This is a genomic window from Streptomyces sp. NPDC045956, assembly GCF_056430705.1.
Genome location: NZ_JBWKKZ010000010.1, coordinates 331,902 through 358,683, shown reverse-complemented (window position 1 = coordinate 358,683; position 26,782 = coordinate 331,902). Strand labels below are relative to the sequence as shown.

Below are 26,782 nucleotides of genomic sequence, written 5' to 3'. Positions count from 1 at the left end.
CTCCCTTGCCCGGGCGGGGGACCGACCCGCGACCGCCACACCGGTGTCGGCACCGCACGCGGTCACCCCTGCCCCGCCCACCCCACCCCCTCTCGGGGCTGGGGGGGGGGGTGGGGGGGTTGGGTGGGGGGAGGGGGAAGACATGGTTATGGGGGGGGTGGGATCTGACCTACAGAGATACTGCCCCCCCCACCCCGTTCTGCGGCGCGGGTCAGCGGCGCAGCGCCTGCGCACCCGCGTAGCGCGCGCCGTCTCCCAGCTCCTCCTCGATGCGCAGGAGCTGGTTGTACTTGGCGGTGCGGTCGGAGCGGGACAGCGAGCCGGTCTTGATCTGGCCGCAGCCCGTGGCCACCGCCAGGTCGGCGATCGTGGTGTCCTCCGTCTCCCCCGAGCGGTGCGACATCACGACGGTCCAGCCCGCCCGGTGGGCGGTGTCCACGGTGGCCAGGGCCTCCGTGAGCGTGCCGATCTGATTGACCTTCACCAGCACCGAGTTGGCCACGCCGGAGGCGATGCCCTCGCGCAGGAGGGTCTCGTTCGTGCAGAAGACGTCGTCGCCGGTGAGCTGGCAGCGGTCGCCGACCCGACCGGTCAGGTCCCGCCACCCCGCCAGGTCGTCCTCGGCCATCGGGTCCTCGATCGACACGACCGGGTAGGCGTCGATCAGCTTCACGAGGTACTCCGCGTGCTCGGCGGGCGTGCGCCGCACCCCCTCCCCGGCGTAGTCGTAGACCCCGTCGCGGAAGAACTCGGACGACGCCGGGTCCATGACCAGGCCGATGTCCGTGCCGGGCCGGTACCCCGTGCGTTCGACGGCCGCCACCACGAAGTCGAGCGCCTCCTCGGCGGTGCGCAGCGCGGGCGCGAAGCCGCCCTCGTCGCCCACGCCCGTGGAGTGCCCGGCGGCCAGCAGGTCGCGGCGCAGGGTGTGGAAGATCTCGGAACCCATCCGCACGGCCTCGGCGAAGGTCTCCGCGCCGATCGGGGCGATCATGAACTCCTGGAAGTCCAGGGGATTGTCGGCGTGCGCGCCCCCGTTGACGATGTTCATCATCGGCACGGGCAGCAGCCGGGCGTCGGAGCCGCCGAGGTAGCGGTACAGCGGCAGCCGGTGAGCGGCGGCCGCGGCCTTGGCCGTGGCCAGGGACACCCCGAGGAGCGCGTTGGCGCCGAGCCGCGACTTGGCGGCGGTGCCGTCGGTGGCGACGAGGACGGCGTCCAGACCGGCCTGGTCCTCGGCCTCGCGACCGCGGACGGCGGCTGCCAGCTCCGTGTTGACGTGGGCCACCGCGCGGTCGACCCCCTTGCCGTGCCAGCGGGCAGGGTCGCCGTCGCGGAGCTCGACGGCCTCGCGGGCGCCGGTCGACGCGCCGGAGGGGACCGCGGCCCGGCCGAGGGAACCGTCGGACAGCTGCACGTCCACCTCGACGGTGGGGTTGCCCCGGCTGTCGAGGACGCGGCGGCCGGTGACGGAGGTGATGGCGGTCATGGGAGTCCTCCCGTTGTCTGCGTGCCGGGCTCGGCTGCGACGACGGTGGCGCTGGACCCGACGACGGTCACTCTACAGCAATGCTGTTCAGTTGCGCTGTTCAGCTGTGCTGTTCAGTTGTGCTGGTAGGTTCGCTGTACAGGCTCGCTGGTCAGGGAGGCTGTTCGTATCGGCTGCGCAGAGCGGCTGCGTTAAAGTTCGGTATGCCCCTTCCGGAATCCACCGCCGTCGCGGCCGAACTGCGCACCGCGATGGGAAAGCTCACGCGGCGCGTGAAACTCGAGGACCAGATGCCCCTCGGCCAGGTGGCCGTCCTCGGCGCGCTGGACCGCAGCGGGGCGATGACGACCAGCGAACTGGCGGCCGATCAGCGCGTACGCCCGCAGTCCATGGCGCGAGCCGTCGGACTTCTCATGGAACAGGGCCTGATCACGCGGCGGGCGCATCCGACCGACGGCCGCAAGAGCCTCGTCGAGCTCTCGCCGCAGGGGCAGGCGCTGCTGGAGGAGGAGCGGGGGCGCAGGGCGGACTGGCTGGCGCGGGCCATCGAGGCGGAACTGACCGGCGAGGAGCGGGAGTTGCTGGCACGGGGCATCGGGCTGGTGGAGAGGCTCGCGGCGCACCGGGTCCCGCCGACGGAACGGTCCGACGCGCCCCCGGCCGGTGCCGCGGGGAGGTGACCCGCACCAGGAGCGGCCGCGCGCTCGCGTCGGCACCGCTCCGACGGTGCTGCCAGGAGGTGCCGACGAGGAGAGGGGCCGGGCAAGGATGCGGGCAGAGGAGTCCACGAGGGCGGTGGCGGCGGCCGTGGCGGTCGCGGCGTCGCTCGACCTGGAAGTCGGCGACGCGGTCGTGCTCCACGACTCGAACAAGCTCACCGTGCGCCTGCTCCCCGGCGACGTACTGGCCCGGGTGGCGCCCGAGGCCCAGCAGGTCGCGCGGTTCGAGGTCGACCTCGCCCTGCGGCTGGCCGAAGCCGGGTGCCCGGTGGCGGCTCCCGACCCCCGCGTGGAGCCCCGCGTGCACGAGCGCGACGGTTTCGTGGTGACACTGTGGACCCACCACGAACCCGTGGCACCTCGTGAGGTCCCGCCGGCCGACTACGCCGCCGCGCTCGAACGGTTGCACGCCGGGATGCGGAAGGTCGACGTCCCCACCCCGCACTTCACGGACCGGGTGGAGCAGGCGCGCGGGCTCCTGACGGACCGCGACCGCACCCCCGCGCTCGCCGACGCGGACCGGGAGCTGCTCGCCCGCACGCTGAGCGACCTGAGCCTGGTGATCGGCGAGAGCGGCGGCCCCGAACAACTGCTGCACGGCGAGCCGCACCCGGGCAACCTCCTACCCACCGGGAGAGGCCCGCTCTTCATCGACTTCGAGACCTGCTGCCGCGGACCCGTCGAGTTCGACCTCGCCCACGCGCCCGAGGAGGTCGGCGGCCACTACCCGGGAGCGGACCGGGAGTTGCTGCGTACGTGCCGACTGCTCGTCCTGGCGATGGTCACGACGTGGCGCTGGGACCGGGACGACGAGTTCCCCGACGGGCACCGGCTCGGCACCCAGTGGCTCGGCCGGATCCGGGCGGCGGTCGGTGACACCGGGGCGGGCTCCTACGGCTGACCGCCGGCCGGCGGGCGGCGGTGCGGCACGTCCCGACGCACTCTGGCGTACGCGCGTAGACCTCGGGCACCATCGTCGTGCACCGCATGCTCAACCACCCCACAGGCAGCATGACGTACCGCATGGAGGTCCGATGAAGTCTCCGACCGTCCCCGGTGGCACCTCGACGGGAACGAAGCGAAGGCGGCACCGCACGACCGGCACGCGCCTCCGGTCGGTGGTCACGGCCCTGGCCCTGGTGGCCGCACCGGGCGCCGTGGTCGTCGGGGGCGCAGGCGACGCCTTCGCGGCCACGAAGATCAGCCACGCCACCGCGACGTCGATGTTCCGTGACGTCGGCATCACCTGGTCGTCCTCCGGCAACTGCTCCAACCGGAACAACGCGACCTGTACCTCCTTCGACCAGCTCAACCTCGCCACCGCCCAGGGCGCCCAGACCCTCAAGCGGGCCAGCGGCTGCGCACTGAACGTCACGGGCGGCACCGAGACGGGACACGCCTCCGGCACCTACTCGCACTGGAACGGCTACAAACTGGACTTCAGCAAGTACACGTGCGTCGGCAACTACATCAAGAACACCTTCACCTACATCGGCGTCCGCGGTGACGGCGCGCCGCAGTGGCGATCGGGCTCCGGCAACGTGTACGCCGACGAGGGCAACCACTGGGACGTCACGTACCACAACTGCGGCGGCTGCTGAGGCGCCATCGCGGCCCGCGGTACGGGGCGGGGCGGCTTCCCCGGCGGGCGCCGCCCCGTCTGCACCGCGCGGCGCCGGTGGAGTGCGCGCGGGGTCAGCAGGCGGGCACGCCCGGGAGCCAGGCGTCGGCGACGTCGAGGAAGACGTTGGAGACATAGCCGCCGTAGTCGGGCAGGTACGACCACGCGTCGTTGCTCCGGCCGTCCTGGTCCACGACCTGGCCGTGGACCTGGCACCTCACCCGCACGGTCGTGGGTCCGGGCAGGTTCGCCACGCGGGTCGAGGTGGTCGTGGCCTGCTGCCGGACGCCGACGTCGGTGCCCGACGTCGGGAAGGAGGTGGTGTCGCCGCCGCCGTCCGTCCACAGGTAGGTGACGCTCACCCAGCCGTTGTCGTCGAGGCCCACGTTGTAGAAGGTGCCGTCGGCCAGGTCGATGCCCGCCGGGTTGGCGACCTGCCGGCCGAACTCGTCGCGTCCGCCGTTGTAGTCGTCCTCGTAGGCGGCCTGCGCCTCGGGCAGACCCCTCGGCAGGTCCTTCCACTGCTCGCGCTGCGCGGACGGGTTCCAGTGGTCGTCGTGGGTGTTCCAGGGGCCGACGTCCCACACGGGCGCCGTCTCGCAGCGGACCGGACCGCACACCTGCACCGAGTACTGGCCGCTGCCGGCCGGGGACAGCGCCCGGCGCGAGGGCAGTGCCACGAAGTGGTCGTCCTCGCGGATGACGTGACCGTTGGCGGTGGTGTGCCCGACCAGGCCCTCACGGGTGGCGTAGACCCTGGCCGAGAAGGCGGAGGCCGCCAGCCCGGGACCGGCGGGGACGCTGCCCGCGTCGTCCGCCGCGAGGGTCAGTCCCCGCACGGCGGCGGTGTCTCCCCCCTCGGCGTTCCACAGGGTGAGCCGGGCCTGGACGTCGACGACCCGGCGCGGCAGGAGCGTCGCGGCGCCGGCCGCCGTGCTCCGCCACTCGGTCCACGCTCCGTCGGCCGACCGTCCCCGCACGTCGACCTCGGCGCTCGCCGTCGCGGGCACCGTCGCGTCGAGGGTCACCGTGACCCGGTTCACCGGCCGGTCCACGTGATGCGTCTCCAGTACGGCGGAGGCGTAACCGCCGTCGCGGCCCAGGGACGCGGGGCTGACGGAACCGTCACGCACCCTCAGGGCACCTTCCCGGTACTGGACGTTGACGTCGTCGGCGCCGGTCCGGGAGAGGTCCGACTGCCAGGACACCGGGGCGGACGACGAGGTTGCGGCGGCCGGTGCCGGCGCCGAGGCCAACGCGGTACCGGCCAGGGAGAGCAGGCACACCGTGCCGGCCATCAGGGGCGCGGACCGCGCTCCGCGGCGCGGGGCGGAGGCGCGGTAGGAGGTGGGCGGGGTCAGCATGCGGGCACTCCCGGAAGCCAGGCGTCATGGACGTCGCTACGGATGGGGGAGACGCAGCCGCCGTGGTCGGGCAGGTACGACCCTGCGTCGTCGCTGTAGCCGTCGTACTCCACGGGTGCGCCGTGCACCGGGCAGGCCACGCGGACGGAGGCCGGTCCGGGCCGCGCCGCCACCCGGGCGGAGTCCTGCGACGTAAGCTGACGGGCGCTCACCTCCGTGCCGCGTGGCGGGACGGGGTGCCCGTGGTGCCGTCGTCGCCGGGCACCGCGTGACGCCCGACGACGCGCGCGGTCCCGGGGGATGCCGGTCCGTGGCCGTCACGGTGGCAGGTCGCCGTCCCCGAGCGGGTGCAGGACGTCGGTGAACCACCCGGGGCAGGACCGCCGACCGCCGACCACCGCCCCCTGGCCCCGGCCCCGGCCGGCAGCCCATGCCTGATGACCTGGTGCTGGCCAGGCGCGGACCGGCATGACGGCGCCCGGCCGGGCGGTGCGGCGGCGGTCGGATGATCCGGGGCTTTTCGGACCGCCCGGCCAGGGAACACGGTCGCTGACTTCGCTCCACGAGACACAGGAGGCCGATGTGGCGGACGACCAGCGTCACCAGCAGGACCCGACGGATCAGTACCCGCGCCCCGACTTCGCCGCGCAGGACCAGCCGCATCCGGGCTGGACCGGGCCGATGGACCCGCCGCCCGACCACGGTGAGGAGTCGTACCGCGGGTCGGGGCGCCTGGTGGGCCGCAGGACCGTCATCACGGGCGGCGACTCGGGCATCGGCCGGGCCGTGGCGCTGGCCTTCGCCCGGGAGGGCGCCGACGTGCTGTTCACCTACCTCGAGCAGGAGGAGGACGAGGCCCGGGAGACGTCCCGGCTGGTGGAGGAGGCCGGGCGGAAGGCCGTGGCCGTCTCCTGCGACATCCGTACGGAGGAGAACTGCAGGGCGCTCATCGACCGGGCCGTCTCGGAGTTCGGCGGCATCGACGTGCTGGTGAACAACGCCGCCTACCAGATGTCCCAGCCGGACGGCATCGAGGCGATCCCGACGGAGCAGTTCGACCGGGTCGTGCGGACGAACCTCTACGGCATGTTCTGGCTGACGAAGTTCGCCGTGCCGCACATTCCCGCGGGTGGCAGCGTCATCAACACCACCTCGGTCCAGGCGTACAAGCCCAGCCCGCACCTGCTCGACTACGCGATGACCAAGGGGGCGATCGTGACCTTCACGCAAGGTCTCGCCCAGATGCTCGCGGAACGCGGCATCAGGGTGAACGCGGTGGCGCCGGGTCCGGTGTGGACGCCGCTGATCCCGGCGACGATGCCGGACACGGCCGAGTTCGGCAAGCAGAGTCCGCTCGGACGTCCCGCGCAGCCGGCCGAGCTGGCACCCGCCTACGTCTACCTCGCCTCGCAGGAAGCCGGCTACGTCACGGCGGAGATCATGAACGTGACCGGTGGGACGCCCCTGCCCTAGAGGGTGTCGTCTGGATCATGCCGGGGCCGCGGGGGCCAGAAGGCGCCGTGGGCCGGAACCCGCCTGATCCGAACGACACCTCCTGGCCCCCTCGCGGCGCGGCCCGGCGACGGGCGCGGCGACGGCGACGAGTTCCCTCCGGTCGGGGAGTCCGCCCTGGTGTACGGACCCGCGCCGCAGAGAAAGGCCTCATCATGCTCTTCACTCACGTCCTCGCGGTCGCCCCGGTGAGCGACATCGAGTCCGCGGTCGCCTGGTACGAGCGGTTCCTGGGCCGGCCGGCCGACGCGAGGCCGATGGCGGGGCTGGCCGACTGGCACATCGCCCCGTCCGGCTGGCTCCAGGTGTTCCAGGACCCCGAGCGCGCCGGGGCATCGCTGGTGAACCTCGTGGTGGACGACCTGGACCAGGCGCTGTCGGACCTCGCCGGCCGCGGCATCACCGCCGGGGCGATCGAGCCGGGTGCACGGAACGTGCGGTTCGCCGCCGTCCACGACCCCGACGGCAACCGTGTGACGCTGATCGAGAACCCGGTCATGTAGCTCAGGGGCGGCCGGGCCGCCGGCCCTCCTCAGGGGCGGAAGGACCGGAAGGCCCCGCCCGCGGATTCACTCGCCTCCCGGGTCGGCGGCCACCGCCCGGTGGACGCACTCACGCAGCAGCGTACGACGCCGCTCGTGCACGGAAGCCGGCTCCTCCGCGGTCGCCGCGTAGACGTTGCTCACCGGCGACCAGGCCATGGACAGGGCGATGACCACGGCCATGACGTCGAAGGGGTCTCCCCGGCGCACCAGACCGGCGGCCTGCGCCTCGGCGATCGCACGCAGCTTGGGATCGTCGAGGCGGTCGGTGTCCTCGACCAGGTGACCGGCCGGGCGCCGCTCCAGACGTGCCCACGTGGCCAGTCGGATCAGATCGGGCCGCCGCAGGTACTCGTCGTACAGGCGGACGGCCCAGTCGGCGAGGTCGGTGGCGTCGATCGGGACGACGTTCACGATCCGCTCCAGCGAGCCGAAGAAGATGGCGTCGAAGAGCCCGTCCTTGTTGCCGAAGTAGGCGTAGAGCTGAGCCTTGTTGGTGCGGGCGGCCGCCACGATCCGCTCGATACGCGCTCCGGCGATCCCGTGCTCGGCGAACTCCCGGGTCGCCACGTCGAGGATGCGCTGGTACGTCGCGGCTCCGCGCGAGGTCAGGGGCTGATCGGCCATGCGCCGAAGCTACCAGACAGAACAGTTGGTTTGCCTTGGCGGTCCGGTTGTGCCACCGTGAATAGACCGAACAGTCTGTCTGTAACCGGGTCCGGAAGGTGGCACCATGAGAAGCACGGTCGGCTGGCAGGCGGATGGTCCGTCGGCGGCATGGGAGCGGACCAGGCTCGAACGGAGGGATCTGCGCCCCGACGACATCGCCCTCCGGGTGGACTTCTGCGGTGTATGCCACACCGACCTGCACGCCCTCGGCGCCCGGGGCGACGGGGCGCGGCGACCTCTCGTGCCGGGGCACGAGTTCACCGGGGTGGTGACGGAGACCGGCCCCGCGGTCACCCGCTTCGCCGTCGGGGACCCGGTCGCGGTGGGCAACATCGTCGACTCGTGCGGCGTGTGCGCCATGTGCCGGGTCGGTCAGGAGAACTTCTGCCACGCGTTTCCGACGCTGACCTACGACGGCGTCGACCGGCACGACGGATCCACCACCCTGGGTGGCTTCGCCCGCGAGTACGTCGTCCGGGACCACTTCGCCCATCCGCTGCCCGCCGGTCTGGACCCGGCCGCCGCCGCACCCCTGCTGTGTGCCGGCATCACCGTGTGGGAACCACTGCGTGCCCTCGGAGTGGGTCAGGGCACCCGCGTCGCCGTGGCGGGACTGGGCGGCCTCGGTCATCTCGCGGTCAAGATGGCCGTGGCCCTGGGGGCCGACACCTCGGTCATCACCCGTTCACCGGGCAAGGGCGACGACGCCCGCGCTCTCGGCGCCACGGGGCTCGTGGTCTCCACGGACCCGCGGCAGATGGCCGCCGCCCGCGACCGCTTCGACGTCGTCATCGACACCGTCTCCGCGCCGCACGACCTCGCGCCCTACCTCGGTCTGGTCGCCATGGACGGCACCCTCAGCTGTGTCGGCCACCTCGGATCGGTCACCCTGGAGGTCACCGACCTGCTCGTGGGTCGCAAGAGGCTCAGCTCCGCGGGCAGCGGCGGGGTGCGGGCGACCGCCGAGATGCTGGACTTCTGCGCACGGCACGGCATCGCCGCTGACATCGAACTCCTCCCCTCGGCGCGTCTGCACGAGGCCTTCGACCGGCTGGGGCGCAACGACGTCCGCTACCGCTTCGTGCTGGACCTGTCCGACCTCGACCGAACGCCGGGGCGCGACCGGCACGCGGACGGCCGCCGCTGACCCGGGCCGCGCGGGTGGCCAGTGCCTTGTCAGCGTGACGACAACGGATGTATAACGTTGTAAAATCGGGGCACGGGCTCGGCGCACGGCTCACGGTGACGGCACCGGTTCCGCACCGGCCACCCGAGTCGGGTCGCTCAGGAGGGGAATGCCGTGCGGGTCAGCCTCAAGGACGTCGCCGCGCACGCGGGGGTCTCCATCAAGACCGTCTCCAACGTGGTGAACAACTTCCGGCACGTCACCCCCGCCATGCGCGAGCGCGTCCAGCGTTCCATCGACGAGCTGGGTTACCGGCCCAACCTGACCGCCCGGCACCTGCGCGCGGGACGCACGGGCATCATCGCCCTCGCCCTGCCCGAGCTGGGCAACCCCTACTTCGCGGAGCTCGCCGCGGCCGTCATCGACACGGCGGCCGAGCACGACTACACCGTGCTCCTGGACCACACCGGCGGGCGACGCGAGCAGGAACTCCTGGTCAGCCAGGGGTTCAGGGCCCGGGTCATCGACGGACTGATCCTCAGTCCCATCGAGCTGGAGGCCGAGGACCTGCGCGACCGTGCGGGGAACGTGCCGCTGGTGCTGCTGGGCGAACGGGACTACGACCTGCCGTACGACCACATCGCCATCGACAACGTCGCCGCCGCGCGCGCGGCGGTGCGGCACCTGGTCGGACTGGGGCGCCGCGAGGTCGCGTTCATCGGCGCCCGGCGCGGGCGCAACGAACCCGCCCAGCTCCGGGTACGCGGCTGGCGCGAGGAGCTGACGGCCGCGGGCCTCCCCGTGGACGACGCGCTCGTCGCCGCCACCGACGGCTGGGGGCACGCCGACGGCGCGGCGGCCATGACCCGCATCCTCGACGCGGGCAGGCACCCCGACGCGGTCTTCGCCTACAACGACCCGATGGCCATCGGAGCGATGCGGGTGCTCCATGCACGGGGACTGCGGGTGCCGGAGGACATCGCGGTGGTCGGTTTCGACGACGTGGTCGAGGGGCGGTTCGGTGCGGTGACCCTCACCTCGGTCTCGCCGGACAAGGGGGCCATCGGCCGCCTCGCCGTGGAGTCGGTGCTCGCCCGGCTCGGCGGGGCCGCTCCCGAACCCCGGCGCGTGTGGGCGGAGTACCGTCTGGTCGAGCGGGAGAGCACCCTGGGCCGCGGCACGGAGTGACGAGACGACGGGGCCCGGAAGGCGACGAGATCCTTGCCGTGAGGGCCCCGCGTTCCGCGCGCTCAGTCGAGACAGAACTCGTTGCCCTCGACGTCCTGCATGTTGAGGCACGACTCGTTCTCGTCGTCGGCGAGCAGCAGCCGTCCGCGCACCGCGCCGAGCGGGACCAGCCGCGCGCACTCGGCCTCCAGGGCGGCCAGACGCTCTTCCCCCACCAGTCCGGTGCCGACCCGTACGTCGAGATGCACCCGGTTCTTGACGACCTTGCCCTCGGGAACGCGCTGGAAGTACAGGCGCGGGCCCGTGCCGGAGGGGTCGTGGCACACGAACCCGGCCCCCTGGCGCTCGGGCGGCAGTGAACGGTCGTAGTCGCCCCACGTGGCGAACCCCTCCGGCGGCGGCGGTACCACGTACCCCAGCACCTCGCACCAGAAGCGGGCCACCCGCTCGGGTTCCGCGCAGTCGAAGGTGACCTGGAACTGCTTGATCGTCGTCATCGGGTCATCGTAGGGGCGCAGTTCACCGCTGTCTCCGTCGTTTCGCTCCCGGGGGCCACCCGGACGTCCGCGTGCCCCGCACGCTCCACGCAACCCGCCCGCAGGTCGCGCACGGGGGGTTTACAGCCCCCTTTCAACGATGTAAAACCTCATTGCGGCGGACCTGACAACGTTGGCCGCCGGGGGAGCAGCGCCACCTCCGCTCGTCTGCCCGGCTCCCCAATTCCCTTTCAGCGTCGCCCGGATCGGGGTCACCATGCAGCGCAGCACGCACCGCCCGCACCACCTCGCCCGTCCCGTCCTCGTGGCCCTGGCCGCCGCGGTCGCCCTGACCGCGACCGCCTGCTCGAAGTCGGAGGACGACGCTTCGGGCGACCAGGAGTCCACCGCGGCCGCCGGTTCGGAACAGAAGGTCGTCACGCCCGCTCCGGGCAGCAAGACCTGTGCCATCGACGCCTACGGGGCGGAGAAGATCGACCTGAAGAACGCCACCGTCGGCTTCTCCCAGTCGGAGAAGGAAGCCAACCCCTTCCGCATCGCGGAGACCCGGTCCATCAAGGACGAGGCCGGCAAGCGGGGCGTCAAACTGCTGACGGCCAACGCCCAGTCGCAGTTCTCCAAGCAGATCAGCGACGTGCAGAACCTGCTGGCCAAGGGAGCTGACCTGCTGGTCATCGCCCCGCTCAACTCCGACGGCTGGGACCCGGTGCTCCAGGCAGCCGCCGCCAAGAAGGTGCCGATCATCACGATCGACCGCAAGATCAACGCGGACCCCTGCAAGGACTACGTCTCCTTCATCGCCTCCGACTTCGTCGAGCAGGGCCGGCGGGCCGCCGACCAGATGATCGAGGCCACGGGCGGCAAGGGCGAGGTCGCGATCCTGCTCGGTTCCGCCGGGAACAACGTCACCACCGAGCGGACCAAGGGCTTCAAGGAGCGGCTCGCCGAGAAGGCCCCGAAGCTGAAGGTCGTCTTCGAGCAGACCGGCGACTTCGCCCGCGAGAAGGGCCAGCAGGTCACCGAGCAACTCATCCAGTCCAAGCCGGACATCAAGGGGATCTACGCAGAGAACGACGAGATGGGCCTCGGCGCGGTGACCGCCCTGAAGGGTGCCGGCAGGAAGGCGGGCGACGTCAGGATCGTCACCGTGGACGGCACCCGCAACGCCGTGCAGGGTGCCGTGGACGGCTGGATCAGCGGCGTCATCGAGTCCAACCCGCGGTTCGGACCGCTGGCGTTCCAGACGCTCGACACCTTCACCAAGGGCGGGGAAGTCCCCCAGGACGTCATCATCCAGGACGGCGCCTACAACGCGGACAACGCCAAGCAGGACATCGGCAAGGCCTACTGACCACCCCGAGGGGCCCGGAGACCCCGGGCCCCTCCGCCGCTCCCGAACCCCTTCTCCTCCTGGAGGCACAGGTGGCACCCCCCGCCGAAGTCCTCGCCGTCCGCGGACTCAGCAAGACCTTCCCCGGCGTCCGGGCCCTGGTCGACGTGGACCTGACCCTGCACCCCGGCGAGGTGCACGCGCTGATCGGCGAGAACGGCGCCGGCAAGTCGACCCTCATCAAGCTCCTCACCGGCGTCCACCGGCCCGACGCGGGCACCCTCACCTTCCAGGGCCGCGAGGTCTCCTTCGCCACCCCGCTGGAGGCGCAGCGGGCCGGGATCTCCACCATCTACCAAGAGGTCAACCTCATCCCGCTGCTGAGCGTGGCCCGCAACCTCTTCCTGGGCCGCGAACCGCGCAACCGCTTCGGCCTGTTGGACGTGGCCCGCATGAACCGGGAGGCCGAGGAGGCACTCGCCGCCCACGGCGTCCGGGTGGACGTACGGCAACCGCTGCGCACCCTCGGTGTCGGAGCCCAGCAGATGGTCGCCCTGGCCCGAGCCGTGGCGACGGACGCCCGGATCGTCATCATGGACGAACCGACCTCCTCGCTCGAACCCCGGGAAGTGGCGACCCTGTTCTCGGTCATCCGGCGCCTGCGGGAGGCGGGGATCGCCGTCGTCTACGTGAGCCACCGCCTCGACGAGCTCTACACCGTGTGCGACACCGTCACCGTGCTGCGCGACGGCCGCCGCGTGCACCACGGCCGGCTGGCCGACCTGGACCGCCTCTCCCTGGTGTCCACCATGCTCGGCCGGGACCTGGGCGAGGTCCGCGAGGAGGGGGCGACCAAGTTCTCCGGGGACCACGACGCCGTGGACGCCCGGCCCGTCCTCCACGCGGAGGGGCTGACGGTCCCGCACAAGCTGCACGACGTCTCCGTCAGCATCCGCCCGGGTGAGGTCGTGGGCCTCGGCGGCCTGCTCGGTTCGGGACGCACCGAGACGGCGAAGGCCGTCTCCGGAGCCCTCGCCCGCAGCGCGGGCCGGGTCACGGTGGCCGGCGTACCGTTGCGCGGCGGCTCCACCCCGGCCGCGATCCGCGCCGGGATCAGCCTGCTGCCGGAGGACCGCAAGAGCGAGGGCATCGTCCCCGGGCTGTCGGTCCGCGAGAACATAGCGCTCGCGGCACTGCCCCGGCTCTCCCGCTTCGGCCTGGTCTCCGAGGCCCGCGTGGACAGCATCGTCGACACCTTCGTCAAGCGGCTGCGCATCAAGGCGTCCTCCCCGCACCAGAAGGTCGGCGAACTCTCCGGCGGCAACCAGCAGAAGGTGCTCCTCGCCCGCTGGCTGGCCATGAACCCCAAGGTGCTGCTCCTGGACGAGCCCACCCGCGGCATCGACGTCGGCGCCAAGGCCGAGGTGCAGAAACTCGTGGACGAACTGGCCGGGGACGGCCTGGGCGTCCTGCTCATCTCCTCCGACCCGGAGGAACTGATCGAAGGGTCCGACCGCGTGGTCGTACTGAAGGACGGTGCGGTCGTCGGTGTGCTGACCGGCGACGACGTCACCGAGGACAAGCTGATGCGCACGATCGCCGGCGGCGCCCCGGCACCCGACGCGGCGGAGGAGGCCGGCACCGATGGCTGAAGCCACCCTCCGCACCGCCCCGCTCGACAAGGCCCGCCTCCTCCAGTGGTTGCAGACCTACGGCGTCTACGCGGGCGTGGCGCTCCTCCTGGTCGTCAACATCGTCATCACCCCGCACTTCCTGTCCGCCGAGAACTTCCGCACCCAGGCCGTGCAGGTCGCGCCCGTCATCATCGTCGCGCTGGGCATGGCCCTGGTCATCGGCACCGAGGGCGTCGACCTGTCGGTCGGCGCGGTGATGGCCCTGGCGGCCTCGGTGACGGCCCTCTACCTCGGCTACGGACTGCTGCCCGCCCTGCTGGTGGTGGCCCTGTTCGCCGCGGGGGCGGGGCTGGCCAACGGAGCGCTGGTGGCGTTCGTCGGGGTCCAGCCCATCGTGGCCACGCTGGCCCTCATGGTCGGCGGCCGGGGCCTGGCCCTGGTGCTGCTCCCGCAACTGAAGGACCTGCACAACCCGGCGCTGGCCTCCCTCGGCTCAGGTGACGTCCTCGGGGTCCCCCACCTCATCCTGATCGCCGCCGTACTGGCACTGCTGGTCGCCTTCGTGGTCCGCCGCACCACCTTCGGCCGGCAACTGCTGGCCATCGGCGACAGCCGCCCCGCCGCACACCTCGCGGGCCTGCCGGTGCGCCGCGTGCTCATCATCGTGTACGTCGCCTGCGCCCTGCTCGCCGCGGTGGCGGGCGTGCTGGCCACCGCCCGGCTCCAGGCCAGCGACCCGACCTCGCTGGGCAACCTGATGGAGCTGTCCGCCATCACCGCGGTGGTGGTCGGCGGCACCCCGCTGACCGGCGGCCGGGTCAACATCGCCGGCACCGTGGCCGGGGCGGTGCTCATCCAACTGCTCACCGCCACCCTGATCAAGCACGATCTGCCCCCGTCGTGGACCCAGATCGCCCAGGCCATAGTGATCGTGTGCGCGGTCTACGTGGCACGGGGACGAGGGAAGCGATGACCGTCACGAACACGGACACGCCCGTGACCACCGCGAGCGACGCGGCCGCCGACACCGAGGGACCCGTCGGCTCCGCCCGCTCCGAACGGTTGAGCGCCCTCGTCCAGCAGCACGGCGCGCCGGCGGTGCTGGTGATCGTCTCGATCGTCGCCTCGTTCAGCTTCGACTCGTTCGCCACCGGCGACAACGTCTCCAACATGGCCACGAGTTCGGCGTTCCTCGCGATCGTCGCGCTCGGCATGACCTTCGTCATCGTCACCGGCGGCATCGACCTGTCGGTCGGCTCCCTGTTCGCACTCGGCGGCGTCCTCGCGGCCTGGGGCTCCCGGCACGGAACCCTGGTGGCGCTGCTGCTGCCCCTCCTGGTCTGCGGCCTGATCGGCGTCGTCAACGGGCTGCTCGTGGCCCGCTCCCGCCTCGCCCCCTTCATCGTCACTCTGGCCGCCATGCTGGGGGCGCGGGGACTGATGCTGGCCCTCACCGACGAGGGCGCGAACACCTACCTGATCGGCAAGGGCTCCTTCCTCGCCGAACTCGGCCAGGGCAGCACCCTGGGCGTCGGCAACCCGGTCTGGATCACGCTGGCGCTGTTCGCCGCGGGCGCCGTGGTGCTGCGCCGCACCCGCTTCGGACAACACGTGTACGCGGTCGGCGGCAACGAGGACGCGGCGGCCCTGATGGGCGCCCCCGTGGCCCGTACCAAGATCCTCGTCTACACCCTGTCGGGAGTGCTGGCCGGTCTCGCCGGCGCGCTCAACGCCGCGTGGCTCGCCTCCGGGGTGACCATCCTCGGCAACGGCATGGAACTCGACGCCATCTCGGCCGTCGTCATCGGCGGCACCCTGCTCACCGGCGGCCTCGGTTACGTCAGCGGATCGCTGGTGGGCGTCCTGCTCCTGAAGGTCATCCAGAACGTCATCAACCAGATCGGATCCCTGGACTCCTCGTACCAACTGGTCGTGAGCGGCGCCTTCCTGGCGCTCGTCGTGATCGCCCAGACCTGGCTGGGCCGCAGACGGCAACTGATGTGACAAGCACCGGACGCGGTGGCCGTGGATCGGGCACCGGCTGCCGCGTCCGGCTCCGGTCGGGCGACCGTCCGGTGGCACGCGGCCCCAGCTCGTCCCCCACCGTCCGCCCCAGTGCCCACTCCACGGAGGTCCCAGCCATGACTGCCGGAACGACCGGGCTCCTCGCCAGGTCCTGCGCCTCGCTGCTCGCCGGCGGGCTCCTCGCCCTGCTCTCCCCGACCCCCGCCGTCGCCGCCCCCGTGTACACGACGGCCGAGGCGGGCAACCCCTTCGTCGACGGCTGGTACGCCGACCCCGACACCGAGATCTACGACGGCCGTTACTGGGTCTACCCGACGACCTCGAAGAGCTACGCCGAGCAGACCCGGCTCGACGCCTTCTCCTCGACCGACATGGTCCACTGGACCCGGCACCCCGACGTCCTGAGGACGGCGGACATCCCCTGGGCCGAGTACGCCCTGTGGGCGCCGGCGCCGGTGCACCGCAACGGCAGGTACTACCTGTACTTCGCCGCCAACGACATCCAGAGCGACGCGCAGCTCGGCGGCATCGGAGTCGCCGTCGCCGACCGGCCGGAGGGGCCCTACAAGGACGCCCTGGGCAAACCGCTCGTCTCCCGGTTCCACAACGGCGCGCAACCCATCGACCAGGACGTCTTCATCGACGACGACGGCCAGGCGTACATGTACTACGGCGGCTGGCACCACGCCAACGTCGTCAAGCTCAACCCCGACATGACGAGCCTCGGCACCTTCGCCGACGGCTCGACCTACAAGGAGATCACCCCGGAGAACTACACCGAGGGCTCCTTCATGTTCAAGCGCAACGGCACCTACTACCTGATGTGGTCCGAGGGTGGCTGGACCGGCCCGGACTACTCGGTGTCCTACGCCATGTCCGACTCGCCCACCGGCCCCTTCAGGAAGATCGACCGAGTGCTCGCCCAGGACCCGGCCGTCGCCAAGGGGTCCGGCCACCACTCCGTCGTCAACGTGCCCGGCACCGACGTGTGGTACATCGTCTACCACCGGCGCCCCCTCGGCGAGACCGACGGCAACCACCGGCAACTCGCCTACGACCGCCTGTACTTCAACGAGGACGGAACCATCCGCCGGGTGCGGATGCAGGTGAAGGACAACTTCGCCGACCGCAACGCGCTGGGCTGGAAGACGTACGGCGGCTCCTGGTCGGCCGGTGACGGAAGCTACCGGGTGAACCGCTCCCAGGGCGGCAAGGCGCTCCTCGACACGAACTTCGCCGACTTCACCCAGGACGCCGACGTCACGGTCACCTCGGGCGGCGGCGACGCCGGCCTGGCCTTCCGGGTGACACGGCCGTCGATCGGCTGGGACAGCTACTCCGGCTACTACGCGGGCATCGGCCCCGACGGCAGGGTCGTCCTGGGCCGGGCGAACGACGACTGGACCCCACTGGGCACCGCGCGGGTGCCGACCGCGCCCGGTACGACCCACCGCCTGCGCGTCAGCGCCGTCGGCTCCTCCCTCAAGGTGTACGTCGACGACATGACGACGCCGAGGATCTCCGTCACCGACGGCACCTACCGCAGCGGGGCGAACGGCGTCCGGGTCTTCGACACGGCCGCCTCCTTCGACAACGTGGCGGTGCACCCGGCGCAGTGACCTCCGGCCCGGTCGCCCCCGGCCGCACGCACAAGGTCCCGGCGAGCGGTCGCTCGCCGGGACCTGCGCGCGCCGGACGCCTACGGCTTACGCTGCGCGTGCAGGGCGCTCACCTCCTCGGCGGTGAGGGCCCTGTCGTAGGCCCTGACCTCGTCGACGGCGCCGTTCCAGAAGTCGGTGTCGGCACCGTTCCACTGGGCGCGCCCCACCGCGAGGGGACCGGTGCCCACGTAGTTCGGGCCGGCCGTCGCGGTCGAGGCGGGCTTCCCGTCGACGTAGAGCCTGATCCGGTCGCTCGCGTCGTCACGCACCCCGACGAGGTGGTACCAGCGCCCCGTCTCCGGTGTGATCGCCAGCCGGGCTCGCTGCTCGCCGGGCGTGCTGAAGGCGAAGGCGCCCTGTCCGTACTGGAGGTAGAACGGGCTGGCCCGGAAGCGGCTGTCCTGGCTGACGGCGGTGGCGTAGTTGCCCGGGAGTTCGTCGAGGGTCACCCAGGCGGAGACCGAGTAGCTCCCGGTCGTGTCGAGCACCGGTCCGTCGGTCTCGGCGTGCGCTCCCGCACCGTCGAACCTCAGCGCGCTGCCGCTGACCCCGGAGGTCCAGGTGGCGCCCTCGGAAAGGGTCAGCGCCGAGCCGTTCGGGCCCTCGTCGGCGGCGGTGGAACCCGCGCCCTCGTCCAGGGTCCAGTGCCCGCCGCCCTTCAGTTCCTCCCGGTCACCCGCGGCGGCGCCGGCCGCGATCACCTTGCGGTTGACCTCGCGCACCCGGACGGGGTCGACCTTGATCTCCCGCCGGTCGTAGGTGTAGAGGCCGTTCAGCTCGTTCTCCAGGTCGGAGATCTGCGTGTACACGGAGCCGGACAGCTCGGCACCGGCCTGGTCGAGGTAGAACCGCTCGGTGTTCTCGACGTACTTGCGGGTCAGTGCCTCCTTGTCGGCCACCCCGCTGTAGATCACGGTCGGGGCGCCCGGCCACATGTGCCCCGGGGTGCGCAGGGTGAAGCCGCCGTGCTCACCGTCCATCGCGGCCCGGTGGTCCGGGAACGGCGGGTCCTCGTTGTTGTAGTCGTGGTGGTCGATGATGTCGCCCTTGCCCGAGTCGCCCTTGGAGTTGCAGCAGTTCACACCGCTGTGGGCGTTGACGATCCGGGACGGGTCGGCGGCCTTGACGGCCTCGGCGATGCGGCCGCTCTCCTCGCGGTCCCACTCGCCCCAGCCCTCGTTGAAGACGATGTTGCCGATGACCGAGGGCGCGTTGTGGTGCTGCCGCATCGCCTCCGTGCCCTGGTCGACGAACGCCTTCTGGCCGGCCGTGTCGGTGATGTTGCCGGAGACGAAGTCCTGCCAGACCAGCAGACCGAGCCGGTCCGCGTGGTAGAACCACCGCGCCGGCTCCACCTTGATGTGCTTGCGGACGGCGTTGAAGCCCAACTCCTTGTGGGCCTTCAGATCGAAGGCGAGGGCCTCGTCGCTGGGCGCCGTGTACAGGCCGTCGGGCCAGAAGCCCTGGTCGAGGGTGGCGAGGGAGAAGACGGGCTTTCCGTTGAGCACCAGCTTCGGATAGCCGCCGACCTCCTCGATGCCCACCTCGCGCATCCCGAAGTAGCTGTCGACCGCGTCCTTCGACCTGCCGTCGGTGAGCGACACGTCGAGGTCGTAGAGGTAGGGGTCGTCGGGGCTCCAGAGGTGCTGCTTCGCCACGGGAAGGCGCAACTCCTCGTTGGCCGGCCCGCTGATCCGCCCGACGACCCTGCCGCGCTCGTCGCGGGCGACGGCCTCGACGCGGGCCCGTGCGGAGGCGCCCTCGGACTCCACCGTCACGGCGAGGGAGCCGCTGTCGATGTCGGGCGTCGTGACTACGTTGTCAATGGACGTCTCCGCGACCGGCTCCATCCACACCGTCTGCCAGATGCCCGACGACTGCGTGTAGAAGATGCCCCCGGGGTTGGTGGACTGCTTGCCCATCGGCTGGTTGGCGCCACCGGTGTCGGTGACGGCGACGACGACCTCCTGCGGGCCCTTGCCCTTGAGCGCGTCGGTGATGTCGGCGCTGAACGCGGTGTAGCCGCCGGTGTGTTCGGCGACCTCCCGCCCGTTGACCCACACGCGGGCCTGGTAGTCCACCGCTCCGAAGTTGAGCTTGAGCCGGTCGCCCTTGCCGCCCTTGCCGACCTTCCAGTTCTTCGGCACGTCGACGAGCTTGCGGTAGAACATGTGGTCCTCGTGCCGCTCCAGCCCGGAGAGCTGAGACTCGACCGGGAACGGCACGACGATCCGCTCGTCGAGGTCCTTGCCGAAGACCGGCTGCTCGCCCGCCCCGGCGGCGGCGAACTGCCAGGGGCCGTTGAGGTTCTTCCATGCGGAGCGCACCTGCTGGGGACGCGGGTACTCCGGCAGCGGCCGCTTCGCGTCGAGCTCGTCGCCCCACTCGGTGGTGAGCCGGTGGACCGAGTCGTTCTGCGCGTAGCGGATGAACGCCGGTACGGTCTCCCCGCCGGAGGTGAGCCCGCCTTGACCGTCGTAGGTGAGTTTGACCTGCTGGTTCTTCTGGACGGGCGCCGCGAGCGTGATCTGGAGGGCGGTGCGGTCGCGGCGGGACACCGTGACCGACTCGATCGGCATGGGCGTGGTGTCGGCCTCGATCTCCAGGCGTTCGGCCAGCGCCTCGACGTCGCCGCCGACCTCGCCCTCGAAGCGCGCCGTCACCCGCCGGCCGTCCTCGGCGACCGACGGCTCGACCGGATAGACCTCGAACCCGGCCGGGGGCGTGAACGCCGACATCGGAACGGCCTGCTTGGGCAGCGTCGGAGTGGACCAGCGCAGGAACATGTTGGCGCCGCCGGTGTCCTGGAACATCTCCAGGCGGAACTCGTGCTTCTCCCCGGCGGCCAGCCTGACCGCCGCGCTGGTCTGCTCGTTGTCCCAGTCCGGCTCCCAGTGGTCGATGACGGGTTCGTCGTCGATGAACAGCCGGAAGCCGTTGTCGCCGCTGGCGTGGAAGGTGTAGTCCCCGGTCGCCGGGGCTTCGATCTGCCCGGTCCACCGGGCGGTCGTGTGCTCCGTCCTGCCGGTGAGTTCCTGGAAGGTGCTGGTCAGGCCGGAGAAGTTGATCTGCGGGTCGAGTACGGTGCCGCCGAGCTCGGCGAAGTCCCTGGCACCCGGCGCCGACATGGCGAAGTACTCGCCCTTCAGGCCGTGCACCGCGACGGCGGCCTGCTCGGCCGCGGGGGCCGAGACACCGGCGGGTGTCCCGGCGGCCGACGCGGTGGACATCAGACCGGTCGTGGGCAGCGCCAGGGCCGCGGCCGTCAGCAGGGCCCACGCTCTCGCTCGTGGGCGTGCGGTACGTCGTGTCATCGAACCTTCCTCGCAGTGGGGTCCCGGACCGGGACGAGTCGGTCGGACGGCACCGGCTGGGCGGCACCGTGGGGGGTCGTGGGCGCGAGCGTTGGTCGGGTGCGCCTGCGTCGAGGCGCTCTTCCAACGTTGGAAATCGAGCGACAGCGGAATGACAACACGTCGATCCGTCACTGTCCAGACCCCCGGATCCGGTTCGGGGGACACCAGTTGGCCGCCCCGGCGGAACTCTCGGAGCGCCGCGGGGCCGCCGCACTAGAGTGGGCGGACCATGCCGGATCTTCTCGGAATCAACCATCTGACCCTGTCCACGACCGACCTCGACCGGCTGCTGCCGTACTACACGGAGCTGCTCGGGGGAGTGCTCGCCTTCGAGCGGGCCGCGACCGGCTCCGATCCGCGGATCGCGGTCGTCGACGTCGGCGGCAACGACCACTTGATGTTCGTCGAGACCGCGACCGCCCCCGGTACGGAACCCAGCCCTCTCGGCGGGGCGGGATGGGGGCTGCGGGTGGGAACGTGCGCGCGACTGGACGAGGTGCGCGCACGCATCCTGCGCGCCGGGTTCCCGGTCGGACGGATCGAGACCCTGCCCACGCAGTGGACCATGACGGCGCGCGACCCGGACGGGCGCCCGGTGGACGTCCGGGCCCATCGCCCCCGCACCGCACCGCCGTCTCCGACCGGCTGAGGACGGCCCGGCGCGGGGGGGGGCCTCCGTCGGGTCCGGCCCCGGAGCTCAGCGCCTGGCCAGCGCCAGCAGACTCAGCCCGAACATCAGGACGCCCAGGGGGAGGTGGACCGACGGAACGTGAGCGACGCCGAGCACGACCTGGAGCGAGGCGAGGGCGAGGAAGCCCGACGCGTGCCACACGGGCCGGGCCGGGCCGCCGCCCGGCTTCCAGGCCAGTACCGCCGCGAGGACGTACAGCATCGACGCGCCGTACATCACCCGGGCTCCGACGCTGTGCAGCGTCTCCCCGTAGGCGGAGGTCAGCAGCAGTCCGGCCGAGACCGCCTGGAGGAAGACGGTCAGGGTCTGCAGGGCGATCGCGACGTGCAGGAACGAGGAGTGGCGTGCCGCGGCCGCCGGCCCTTGAGTGGTCATGTCACGGTCCTCTTCTCCGCCCTCGGGCGGCAGATCGACAAGGTCTCATCCAGTCCGACCACGAAGGTCCGCGAAAGGTAAGGCGAGGGGTGGCCGGAAGCACGGGAAGCGCCGGGACCGGGCCGCACGAGGTGGCCGGTGAGCGACGTCAACTGCTCAACGTGGCCTACCGGCTGCTCGGTTCGATGACCGAGGCCGAGGATGCCGTGCAGGAGGCCTACGCGCGCTGGTTCGGGCTGCCGCCGAGCGGGCGGGAGGAGATCCTGTCGCCCGGCGCCTGGCTGACGACGGTGACCAGCCGCATCTGCCTGAACCTGCTCGGATCGGCGCGCTCGCGCCGGGAACGGTACGTCGGCGCGTGGCTGCCCGAGCCGCTGCCCGACCGCTCCGAGGGGCACCGGGCGGGCGGTGCCGCTCCCGTCGGCCCGGCGGACCCCGCCGACCAGATCGTCCTGGACGAGTCGGTGACCATGGCCTTCCTCGTCGTCCTGGAGTCGATGACGCCGGCCGAGCGGGTGGCGTTCGTCCTGCACGACGTCTTCCGGTACCGGTTCGCCGAGATCGCCGAGGTCCTCGGCCGTACTCCGGCTGCCTGCAAGCAGCTGGCGGCCGCCGCCCGGCGGCGGTTGACCGCGGAGGGCGCGCCCGTGACAGGGGCGGCGACGAAGCGGGGTACCAGGACGGGGCCGGGCGCCAGGACGGAGCCGGGGTCCGGCACCAGGACGGGGCCCGGGCCCGAGCCGGAGACGGGTCGGGCCGACGTGGTGAGGCAGGTCAAGGAGGCCTGGGAGGCGAAGGACATCACGGCCCTCGTCGCCGTCCTCGACCCGGCCGCCGTGATGACCGCCGACGGCGGCGGCATGGTCGGCACCGTTCTGCGCCCGGTCGAGGGTGGCGCGCGCATCGCGCAGTACATGGTCGCCATCGCCGACAAGGCCCCCGGACTCCGACTCCTGGTGCGGTCGGTCAACGGTGTGCCCGGCCTGGTGGCCCAGCGCGCCGGCGTCGTACTGACCGTGGCCGCGTTCGACGTCTCCGACGGGCGCGTCACCCGGATCTGGGTGGTCCGCAACCCGGAGAAGCTGCGGCCGTGGGCGCGCGAGGACGTCGAAGTGCGGGAAAGTTCGGGGTAGTCGACCACGGACGTACGGGCCTGTGTGAAGCTTTCCCCATGACACATCCGCGCGAAGAAGTCAGGGCCAGACTTCAGACCGATCGCCCGCACTCGGCCCGTGTCTGGAACTACCTGCTGGGTGGCAAGGACAACTATCCCGTCGACAGCGAGGCCGGTGAGGTCATCCTGACGACCTTCCCGGAGTTCGCCGCCGTCGCCCGGCTGCAACGACGCTTCCTCTCGCGCGCCGTGCGCTTTCTGGCGGGGGAGGCCGGGGTCCGCCAGTTCCTCGACATCGGCACCGGCCTGCCCACCGCGGACAACACGCACGAGCTGGCCCAGCGCATCGCGCCGGAGAGCCGCATCGTCTACGTGGACAACGACCCCCTCGTCCTGGTCCACGCGCAGGCCCTGCTCACCAGCAGCGAAGAGGGTGCGTGCGCCTACATCGACGCCGACGTCAGGGACCCGGAACGCATCCTGGCCGAAGCCGCGAAGACCCTCGACTTCAGCAGGCCGGTCGCCCTGACCATGCTGGGCATCATGGGTCAGATCTCCGACGCCGAACGACCCGCGGAGCTGGTGAGTTCGCTGCTGTCGGGGCTGCCGGCGGGGAGTTACCTGGCCCTGAGCGACGGCACGGACACCAACGAGGCGCTCAACACGGCGGTCCGGGTCTACAACGGCCAGTCGGCCAACACCTACCACCTGCGGTCGCCGCAGGAGATCGCCACCTACTTCACCGGTCTGGAACTGGTGGAGCCGGGGGTCGTGTCGACGGCCTCCTGGCGGCCGGACCCCGACGGGTCCGAGGAGTCCACGGCCGACGTCTCCGTCTGCGGCGTCGCGATCAAGAACTGACGCGTCGCCGGCGCAGGTCGAGCAGAGGCTCGGTCCGGGTGTCGCGGTCCTTGCGGACCGCGACACCCGGACCTCGCGTGATCGCCGCCGGCGCAACCCCGCCATCGGTCGCTCGTCCGAAGGATCATTGTGCGTGCACAGGGTGCGAGGTACTCTCGGGCGCAGTTGCGCACGGTGGAGGTAAGTGCGCCTTGGGGTGAGTGGGGCATGCAGTGGCGGTTGGGAAGATCATCCGGTTCGACGAGTTCCGGGGCTACGGATTCATCGCGCCCGACAACGGCGGCGAGGACGTGTTCATCCACGTCAACGACCTCGCCTTCGACAAGAGGCTCCTCGGACCGGGCATGAAGGTGGAGTTCGACGTCGAGGAGGGCGACCGCGGCCTCAAGGCCAGCCGGGTCCGCATCCAGAACGGGAACGCCGAGCGTGAGCGCCCGGTGGCGCCGCCGGTGAGGACGTCCTCGGCTGCCGCCGGTCCCGCGGGGTTCTTCCCGGAGGACGGACTGTGCGACGTACTCTCCGTGAAGGAGTACATCGAGGAGGTCACCGAGACCATCCTCCGGACCGCTCCCACCGTGACCTCCGAACAGATCCTCCAGGTCCGTCAGGGTCTCGTGCAGGTCGCCCTCTCGCACGGCTGGATCGACGCGGAGCCCGGAGCGGACACCCGGGCCGGTGGACCGGTCTCCCCGCCCGGCGCCGGCCGGACGAGCTGACACCCGACGCGTCACGCGGCCCGTCCCGATAGTCGGTCCCGTCCTCGCGGAAGAGGACGGGACCGCTGCGTCTTCCGACCGGAGCCGAGACCATCCCGTCGGCCCGAGGGCCGACCGACGATCCCCTCCTCCCTCGGTCGGCCCCGCGCACGCTGCCGGCGCGCTCGCCGCCGATAGGGTCATCGATGCTGTGCGGTAGATGATTTCACAGATGCAAATCTTTTCGCCCAGTCGCTGACGCCTTTTTGTTAATGCCGCTGACTTGGTCGTCGTAGTAGACGGAATCGCGCGCCGAACGATACTCTCGATCCGACTCAGGCATGATCTCGGTTGAGTGGCGGCCCGCTCGATCCATCCCGAGTTCATCATCGGAAACGAGGGGTTAACGAGCATGAAAGGGATCGTTCTGGCCGGAGGGAGCGGGACGCGACTTTATCCGCTCACCCATGCCGTGTCCAAGCAGTTACTGCCCGTCTACAACAAGCCGATGATCTACTACCCGCTCTCCGTCCTCATGCTCGGCGGCATCAAGGACATCCTGGTGATATCGACGCCCTCGCACACGGGGCTCTTCCGGGAGTTGCTGGGCGACGGGAGCCAACTCGGTCTTTCCATCGAATACGCCGAGCAGCCACGGGCCAACGGCATCGCGGAAGCCTTCATCATCGGTGAGAAATTCATCGGAGACGACCCGGTTGCGCTCATTCTGGGCGACAACATCTTCCACGGCCCCGGACTTTCGGACCTGCTGAGCGATCACTGCAAGAACGTGGACGGTTGTGTGCTGTTCGGCTACGCGGTGAAGGACCCGGAACGCTACGGCGTCGGGGAGACCGATGGCCGGGGCGAGCTGATATCGCTGGAGGAGAAGCCGGCCAGACCCAGGTCGAACCTGGCCGTCACGGGACTCTATCTCTACGACAACGGCGTGGTGGACATCGCGCGGGACATCCGGCCGTCCGCCCGCGGTGAACTGGAGATCACCGACGTCAACCGGGCGTACCTCCAGCAGGGTCGGGCCAGAATGGTCGACCTGGGGCGCGGATTCGCCTGGCTCGACACGGGCACACACGACTCACTGCTCCAGGCCGGGCAGTACATACAGGTGCTGGAAGAGCGCCAGGGCGTACGAATCGCCTGTCTGGAGGAGATCGCCTTCCGTATGGGATTCATCGACTCCGCCGCCTGCTACGCACTGGGCGGGCAGCTGGGCACATCGGAGTACGGTGCCTACCTCATGGCCATCGCGAGTGCGGATCACTGAGGGAGCGGCATGCGCATCGTAGTGACCGGCGGCGCCGGGTTCATCGGCTCCCACTTCGTCCGACAGGCCCTGACCGGCGCGTACACCGGCGGTACCGCCCCCGAGGTGGTGGTCCTGGACAAGCTCACGTACGCCGGCAACCGGGCCAGCCTGGCGCGGATCGAGGACGACCCGCGCTTCACCTTCGTGCGCGGCGACATCTGCGACCACGCACTGGTCGCGGAGGTACTGGCCGGCTGCGACCTGGTCGTCCACTTCGCCGCGGAATCGCACGTGGACCGCTCGATCAGCGGGTCCGAGGAATTCGTCCGGACCAATGTTCTCGGCACCCAGGTACTGCTGGAAGCCTCCCTGCGCGCCGAGGTGCGGAAGTTCGTCCACGTCTCGACGGACGAGGTCTACGGTTCGATCGACGAGGGTTCGTGGAGCGAGGACCGGCCGCTGGAGCCCAATTCCCCCTACTCGGCGTCCAAGGCGTCCTCCGATCTCCTGGCGCGGGCCTACCACCGCACCCACGGACTGCCGGTGTGCATCACCCGGTGTTCCAACAACTACGGCCCGTACCAGAACCCCGAGAAAATGATCCCGCTCTTCGTCACCCGACTGCTGGACGGGCGGAAGGTGCCGCTGTACGGGGACGGCGGCAATGTGCGGGACTGGTTGCACGTGGACGACCACTGCCGGGCCATCGCGCTGGTGGCGGAAAAGGGAGCGGCGGGCGAGGTTTACAACATCGGCGGCGGTACCGAACTGGCGAACCGGGAACTCACCGGGCGGCTGCTGCGTATGGTCGGCGCCGACTGGTCCATGGTGGAGAACGTGGCGGACAGAAAAGGTCACGACCGCCGGTACTCGGTCGACATCACGAAGATTTCCACGGAACTCGGATATCGCCCGCGGATCTCCTTCGACGAAGGTCTTGCGGAAACCGTCGAGTGGTACAAGAAGCAGCGAGACTGGTGGCAGCCGCTGAAGAACCGCGGCACATCAGTCCAGTAGACGAAGATCGACCGTCCGCCGCGTTCGGC

General features: G+C 71.1%; 24 protein-coding genes. 18 read left to right on the top strand and 6 right to left on the bottom strand.

Going from position 1 to position 26,782, the window contains the following annotated elements; all coding sequences use genetic code 11:
• Positions 1–211 precede the first annotated feature (211 nt).
• On the bottom strand, positions 212–1,489 hold the full coding sequence (gene eno / locus AC07FV_RS26265) for a phosphopyruvate hydratase (protein ID WP_479089695.1): 1,278 nt from the start codon (positions 1,487–1,489) through the stop codon (positions 212–214).
• A 203-nt stretch (positions 1,490–1,692) separates the two neighbouring features.
• Between eno and AC07FV_RS26260 the strand changes: the two genes are divergently transcribed.
• From AC07FV_RS26260 to AC07FV_RS26250, 3 genes are all read left to right on the top strand, one after another.
• Entirely contained in the window at positions 1,693–2,169 is a 477-nt protein-coding gene (locus tag AC07FV_RS26260) for a MarR family winged helix-turn-helix transcriptional regulator (protein ID WP_479089694.1), read from the top strand.
• 88 nt (positions 2,170–2,257) lie between these two features.
• Positions 2,258–3,109 (top strand): phosphotransferase enzyme family protein, encoded by an 852-nt coding sequence (locus AC07FV_RS26255; protein WP_479089693.1) that lies wholly within the window; start codon positions 2,258–2,260, stop codon positions 3,107–3,109.
• Positions 3,110–3,242: 133 nt separating this feature from the next.
• On the top strand, positions 3,243–3,809 hold the full coding sequence (locus AC07FV_RS26250) for a hypothetical protein (RefSeq protein ID WP_479089692.1): 567 nt from the start codon (positions 3,243–3,245) through the stop codon (positions 3,807–3,809).
• Between the two features lie 94 nt (positions 3,810–3,903).
• Here the strand turns inward: AC07FV_RS26250 and AC07FV_RS26245 are convergent, their stop codons facing one another.
• Entirely contained in the window at positions 3,904–5,193 is a 1,290-nt protein-coding gene (locus AC07FV_RS26245) for a hypothetical protein (RefSeq protein WP_479089691.1), read from the bottom strand.
• A gap of 582 nt (positions 5,194–5,775) precedes the next feature.
• On the opposite strand from AC07FV_RS26245, the gene AC07FV_RS26240 reads away from it, so the two are divergent.
• Entirely contained in the window at positions 5,776–6,666 is an 891-nt protein-coding gene (locus AC07FV_RS26240; protein ID WP_479089690.1) for an SDR family oxidoreductase, read from the top strand.
• 194 nt (positions 6,667–6,860) lie between these two features.
• On the top strand, positions 6,861–7,208 hold the full coding sequence (locus tag AC07FV_RS26235; protein ID WP_479089689.1) for a VOC family protein: 348 nt from the start codon (positions 6,861–6,863) through the stop codon (positions 7,206–7,208).
• Between the two features lie 66 nt (positions 7,209–7,274).
• On the opposite strand, the gene AC07FV_RS26230 is transcribed toward AC07FV_RS26235, so the two are convergent.
• Entirely contained in the window at positions 7,275–7,874 is a 600-nt protein-coding gene (locus tag AC07FV_RS26230) for a TetR/AcrR family transcriptional regulator (protein ID WP_479089688.1), read from the bottom strand.
• 106 nt (positions 7,875–7,980) lie between these two features.
• Between AC07FV_RS26230 and AC07FV_RS26225 the strand changes: the two genes are divergently transcribed.
• On the top strand, positions 7,981–9,063 hold the full coding sequence (locus tag AC07FV_RS26225) for an NAD(P)-dependent alcohol dehydrogenase (protein ID WP_479089687.1): 1,083 nt from the start codon (positions 7,981–7,983) through the stop codon (positions 9,061–9,063).
• 153 nt (positions 9,064–9,216) lie between these two features.
• Complete coding sequence (locus AC07FV_RS26220; protein WP_479089686.1) at positions 9,217–10,230, top strand: LacI family DNA-binding transcriptional regulator; 1,014 nt, start codon at positions 9,217–9,219, stop codon at positions 10,228–10,230.
• A gap of 62 nt (positions 10,231–10,292) precedes the next feature.
• Here the strand turns inward: AC07FV_RS26220 and AC07FV_RS26215 are convergent, their stop codons facing one another.
• Positions 10,293–10,727 carry a VOC family protein gene (locus tag AC07FV_RS26215; protein ID WP_479089685.1) on the bottom strand — a complete coding sequence of 145 codons (435 nt, stop codon included), beginning with the start codon at positions 10,725–10,727 and terminating at the stop codon, positions 10,293–10,295.
• Between the two features lie 256 nt (positions 10,728–10,983).
• Between AC07FV_RS26215 and AC07FV_RS26210 the strand changes: the two genes are divergently transcribed.
• The 5 genes from AC07FV_RS26210 to AC07FV_RS26190 all read left to right on the top strand — a co-directional run bounded on the left by AC07FV_RS26210 (position 10,984) and on the right by AC07FV_RS26190 (position 17,335).
• A complete protein-coding gene (locus tag AC07FV_RS26210; protein WP_479089684.1) occupies positions 10,984–12,078 on the top strand; it encodes an ABC transporter substrate-binding protein in 1,095 nt (364 codons plus the stop codon).
• A 71-nt stretch (positions 12,079–12,149) separates the two neighbouring features.
• Positions 12,150–13,709 (top strand): sugar ABC transporter ATP-binding protein, encoded by a 1,560-nt coding sequence (locus tag AC07FV_RS26205; RefSeq protein WP_479089683.1) that lies wholly within the window; start codon positions 12,150–12,152, stop codon positions 13,707–13,709.
• Positions 13,702–14,664 carry an ABC transporter permease gene (locus tag AC07FV_RS26200; protein WP_479089682.1) on the top strand — a complete coding sequence of 321 codons (963 nt, stop codon included), beginning with the start codon at positions 13,702–13,704 and terminating at the stop codon, positions 14,662–14,664. The genes AC07FV_RS26205 and AC07FV_RS26200 overlap by 8 nt, the downstream gene beginning before the upstream one ends.
• Positions 14,661–15,695: an ABC transporter permease gene (locus AC07FV_RS26195; protein WP_479089681.1), complete on the top strand. Its 1,035-nt coding sequence runs from the start codon at positions 14,661–14,663 to the stop codon at positions 15,693–15,695. Before AC07FV_RS26200 ends, AC07FV_RS26195 begins: the two co-directional genes overlap by 4 nt.
• 137 nt (positions 15,696–15,832) lie before the next feature.
• A complete protein-coding gene (locus AC07FV_RS26190) occupies positions 15,833–17,335 on the top strand; it encodes a glycoside hydrolase family 43 protein (protein ID WP_479089680.1) in 1,503 nt (500 codons plus the stop codon).
• 80 nt (positions 17,336–17,415) lie between these two features.
• Here the strand turns inward: AC07FV_RS26190 and AC07FV_RS26185 are convergent, their stop codons facing one another.
• Positions 17,416–20,691: a LamG-like jellyroll fold domain-containing protein gene (locus AC07FV_RS26185; protein ID WP_479089679.1), complete on the bottom strand. Its 3,276-nt coding sequence runs from the start codon at positions 20,689–20,691 to the stop codon at positions 17,416–17,418.
• A 271-nt stretch (positions 20,692–20,962) separates the two neighbouring features.
• Between AC07FV_RS26185 and AC07FV_RS26180 the strand changes: the two genes are divergently transcribed.
• A complete protein-coding gene (locus AC07FV_RS26180; RefSeq protein WP_479089678.1) occupies positions 20,963–21,382 on the top strand; it encodes a VOC family protein in 420 nt (139 codons plus the stop codon).
• A gap of 48 nt (positions 21,383–21,430) precedes the next feature.
• On the opposite strand, the gene AC07FV_RS26175 is transcribed toward AC07FV_RS26180, so the two are convergent.
• Positions 21,431–21,799 (bottom strand): hypothetical protein, encoded by a 369-nt coding sequence (locus tag AC07FV_RS26175; protein ID WP_479089677.1) that lies wholly within the window; start codon positions 21,797–21,799, stop codon positions 21,431–21,433.
• Positions 21,800–21,984: 185 nt separating this feature from the next.
• On the opposite strand from AC07FV_RS26175, the gene AC07FV_RS26170 reads away from it, so the two are divergent.
• The 5 genes from AC07FV_RS26170 to rfbB all read left to right on the top strand — a co-directional run bounded on the left by AC07FV_RS26170 (position 21,985) and on the right by rfbB (position 26,753).
• The gene (locus AC07FV_RS26170) at positions 21,985–22,932 is read left to right on the top strand and encodes a sigma factor-like helix-turn-helix DNA-binding protein (RefSeq protein WP_479089707.1); all 948 of its coding nucleotides are present in this window, start codon (positions 21,985–21,987) and stop codon (positions 22,930–22,932) included.
• Between the two features lie 38 nt (positions 22,933–22,970).
• Positions 22,971–23,774 (top strand): SAM-dependent methyltransferase, encoded by an 804-nt coding sequence (locus tag AC07FV_RS26165; RefSeq protein ID WP_479089676.1) that lies wholly within the window; start codon positions 22,971–22,973, stop codon positions 23,772–23,774.
• Positions 23,775–23,986: 212 nt separating this feature from the next.
• Positions 23,987–24,490 (top strand): cold-shock protein, encoded by a 504-nt coding sequence (locus AC07FV_RS26160; RefSeq protein WP_479089675.1) that lies wholly within the window; start codon positions 23,987–23,989, stop codon positions 24,488–24,490.
• Between the two features lie 391 nt (positions 24,491–24,881).
• Positions 24,882–25,754: a glucose-1-phosphate thymidylyltransferase RfbA gene (rfbA, locus tag AC07FV_RS26155; RefSeq protein ID WP_479089706.1), complete on the top strand. Its 873-nt coding sequence runs from the start codon at positions 24,882–24,884 to the stop codon at positions 25,752–25,754.
• A gap of 9 nt (positions 25,755–25,763) precedes the next feature.
• Entirely contained in the window at positions 25,764–26,753 is a 990-nt protein-coding gene (gene rfbB / locus AC07FV_RS26150) for a dTDP-glucose 4,6-dehydratase (RefSeq protein WP_479089674.1), read from the top strand.
• Positions 26,754–26,782 lie beyond the last annotated feature (29 nt).

Bases quoted from the DNA above. Each gene is read 5' to 3' on its own strand.
- eno (WP_479089695.1), bottom strand. From the start codon at position 1,489: ATGACCGCCATCACCTCCGTCACCGGCCGCCGCGTCCTCGACAGCCGG.
- AC07FV_RS26260 (WP_479089694.1), top strand. From the start codon at position 1,693: ATGCCCCTTCCGGAATCCACCGCCGTCGCGGCCGAACTGCGCACCGCG.
- AC07FV_RS26255 (WP_479089693.1), top strand. From the start codon at position 2,258: ATGCGGGCAGAGGAGTCCACGAGGGCGGTGGCGGCGGCCGTGGCGGTC.
- AC07FV_RS26250 (WP_479089692.1), top strand. From the start codon at position 3,243: ATGAAGTCTCCGACCGTCCCCGGTGGCACCTCGACGGGAACGAAGCGA.
- AC07FV_RS26245 (WP_479089691.1), bottom strand. From the start codon at position 5,193: ATGCTGACCCCGCCCACCTCCTACCGCGCCTCCGCCCCGCGCCGCGGA.
- AC07FV_RS26235 (WP_479089689.1), top strand. From the start codon at position 6,861: ATGCTCTTCACTCACGTCCTCGCGGTCGCCCCGGTGAGCGACATCGAG.
- AC07FV_RS26230 (WP_479089688.1), bottom strand. From the start codon at position 7,874: ATGGCCGATCAGCCCCTGACCTCGCGCGGAGCCGCGACGTACCAGCGC.
- AC07FV_RS26225 (WP_479089687.1), top strand. From the start codon at position 7,981: ATGAGAAGCACGGTCGGCTGGCAGGCGGATGGTCCGTCGGCGGCATGG.
- AC07FV_RS26215 (WP_479089685.1), bottom strand. From the start codon at position 10,727: ATGACGACGATCAAGCAGTTCCAGGTCACCTTCGACTGCGCGGAACCC.
- AC07FV_RS26210 (WP_479089684.1), top strand. From the start codon at position 10,984: ATGCAGCGCAGCACGCACCGCCCGCACCACCTCGCCCGTCCCGTCCTC.
- AC07FV_RS26200 (WP_479089682.1), top strand. From the start codon at position 13,702: ATGGCTGAAGCCACCCTCCGCACCGCCCCGCTCGACAAGGCCCGCCTC.
- AC07FV_RS26195 (WP_479089681.1), top strand. From the start codon at position 14,661: ATGACCGTCACGAACACGGACACGCCCGTGACCACCGCGAGCGACGCG.
- AC07FV_RS26190 (WP_479089680.1), top strand. From the start codon at position 15,833: ATGACTGCCGGAACGACCGGGCTCCTCGCCAGGTCCTGCGCCTCGCTG.
- AC07FV_RS26185 (WP_479089679.1), bottom strand. From the start codon at position 20,691: ATGACACGACGTACCGCACGCCCACGAGCGAGAGCGTGGGCCCTGCTG.
- AC07FV_RS26180 (WP_479089678.1), top strand. From the start codon at position 20,963: ATGCCGGATCTTCTCGGAATCAACCATCTGACCCTGTCCACGACCGAC.
- AC07FV_RS26175 (WP_479089677.1), bottom strand. From the start codon at position 21,799: ATGACCACTCAAGGGCCGGCGGCCGCGGCACGCCACTCCTCGTTCCTG.
- AC07FV_RS26170 (WP_479089707.1), top strand. From the start codon at position 21,985: ATGACCGAGGCCGAGGATGCCGTGCAGGAGGCCTACGCGCGCTGGTTC.
- AC07FV_RS26165 (WP_479089676.1), top strand. From the start codon at position 22,971: ATGACACATCCGCGCGAAGAAGTCAGGGCCAGACTTCAGACCGATCGC.
- rfbA (WP_479089706.1), top strand. From the start codon at position 24,882: ATGAAAGGGATCGTTCTGGCCGGAGGGAGCGGGACGCGACTTTATCCG.
- rfbB (WP_479089674.1), top strand. From the start codon at position 25,764: ATGCGCATCGTAGTGACCGGCGGCGCCGGGTTCATCGGCTCCCACTTC.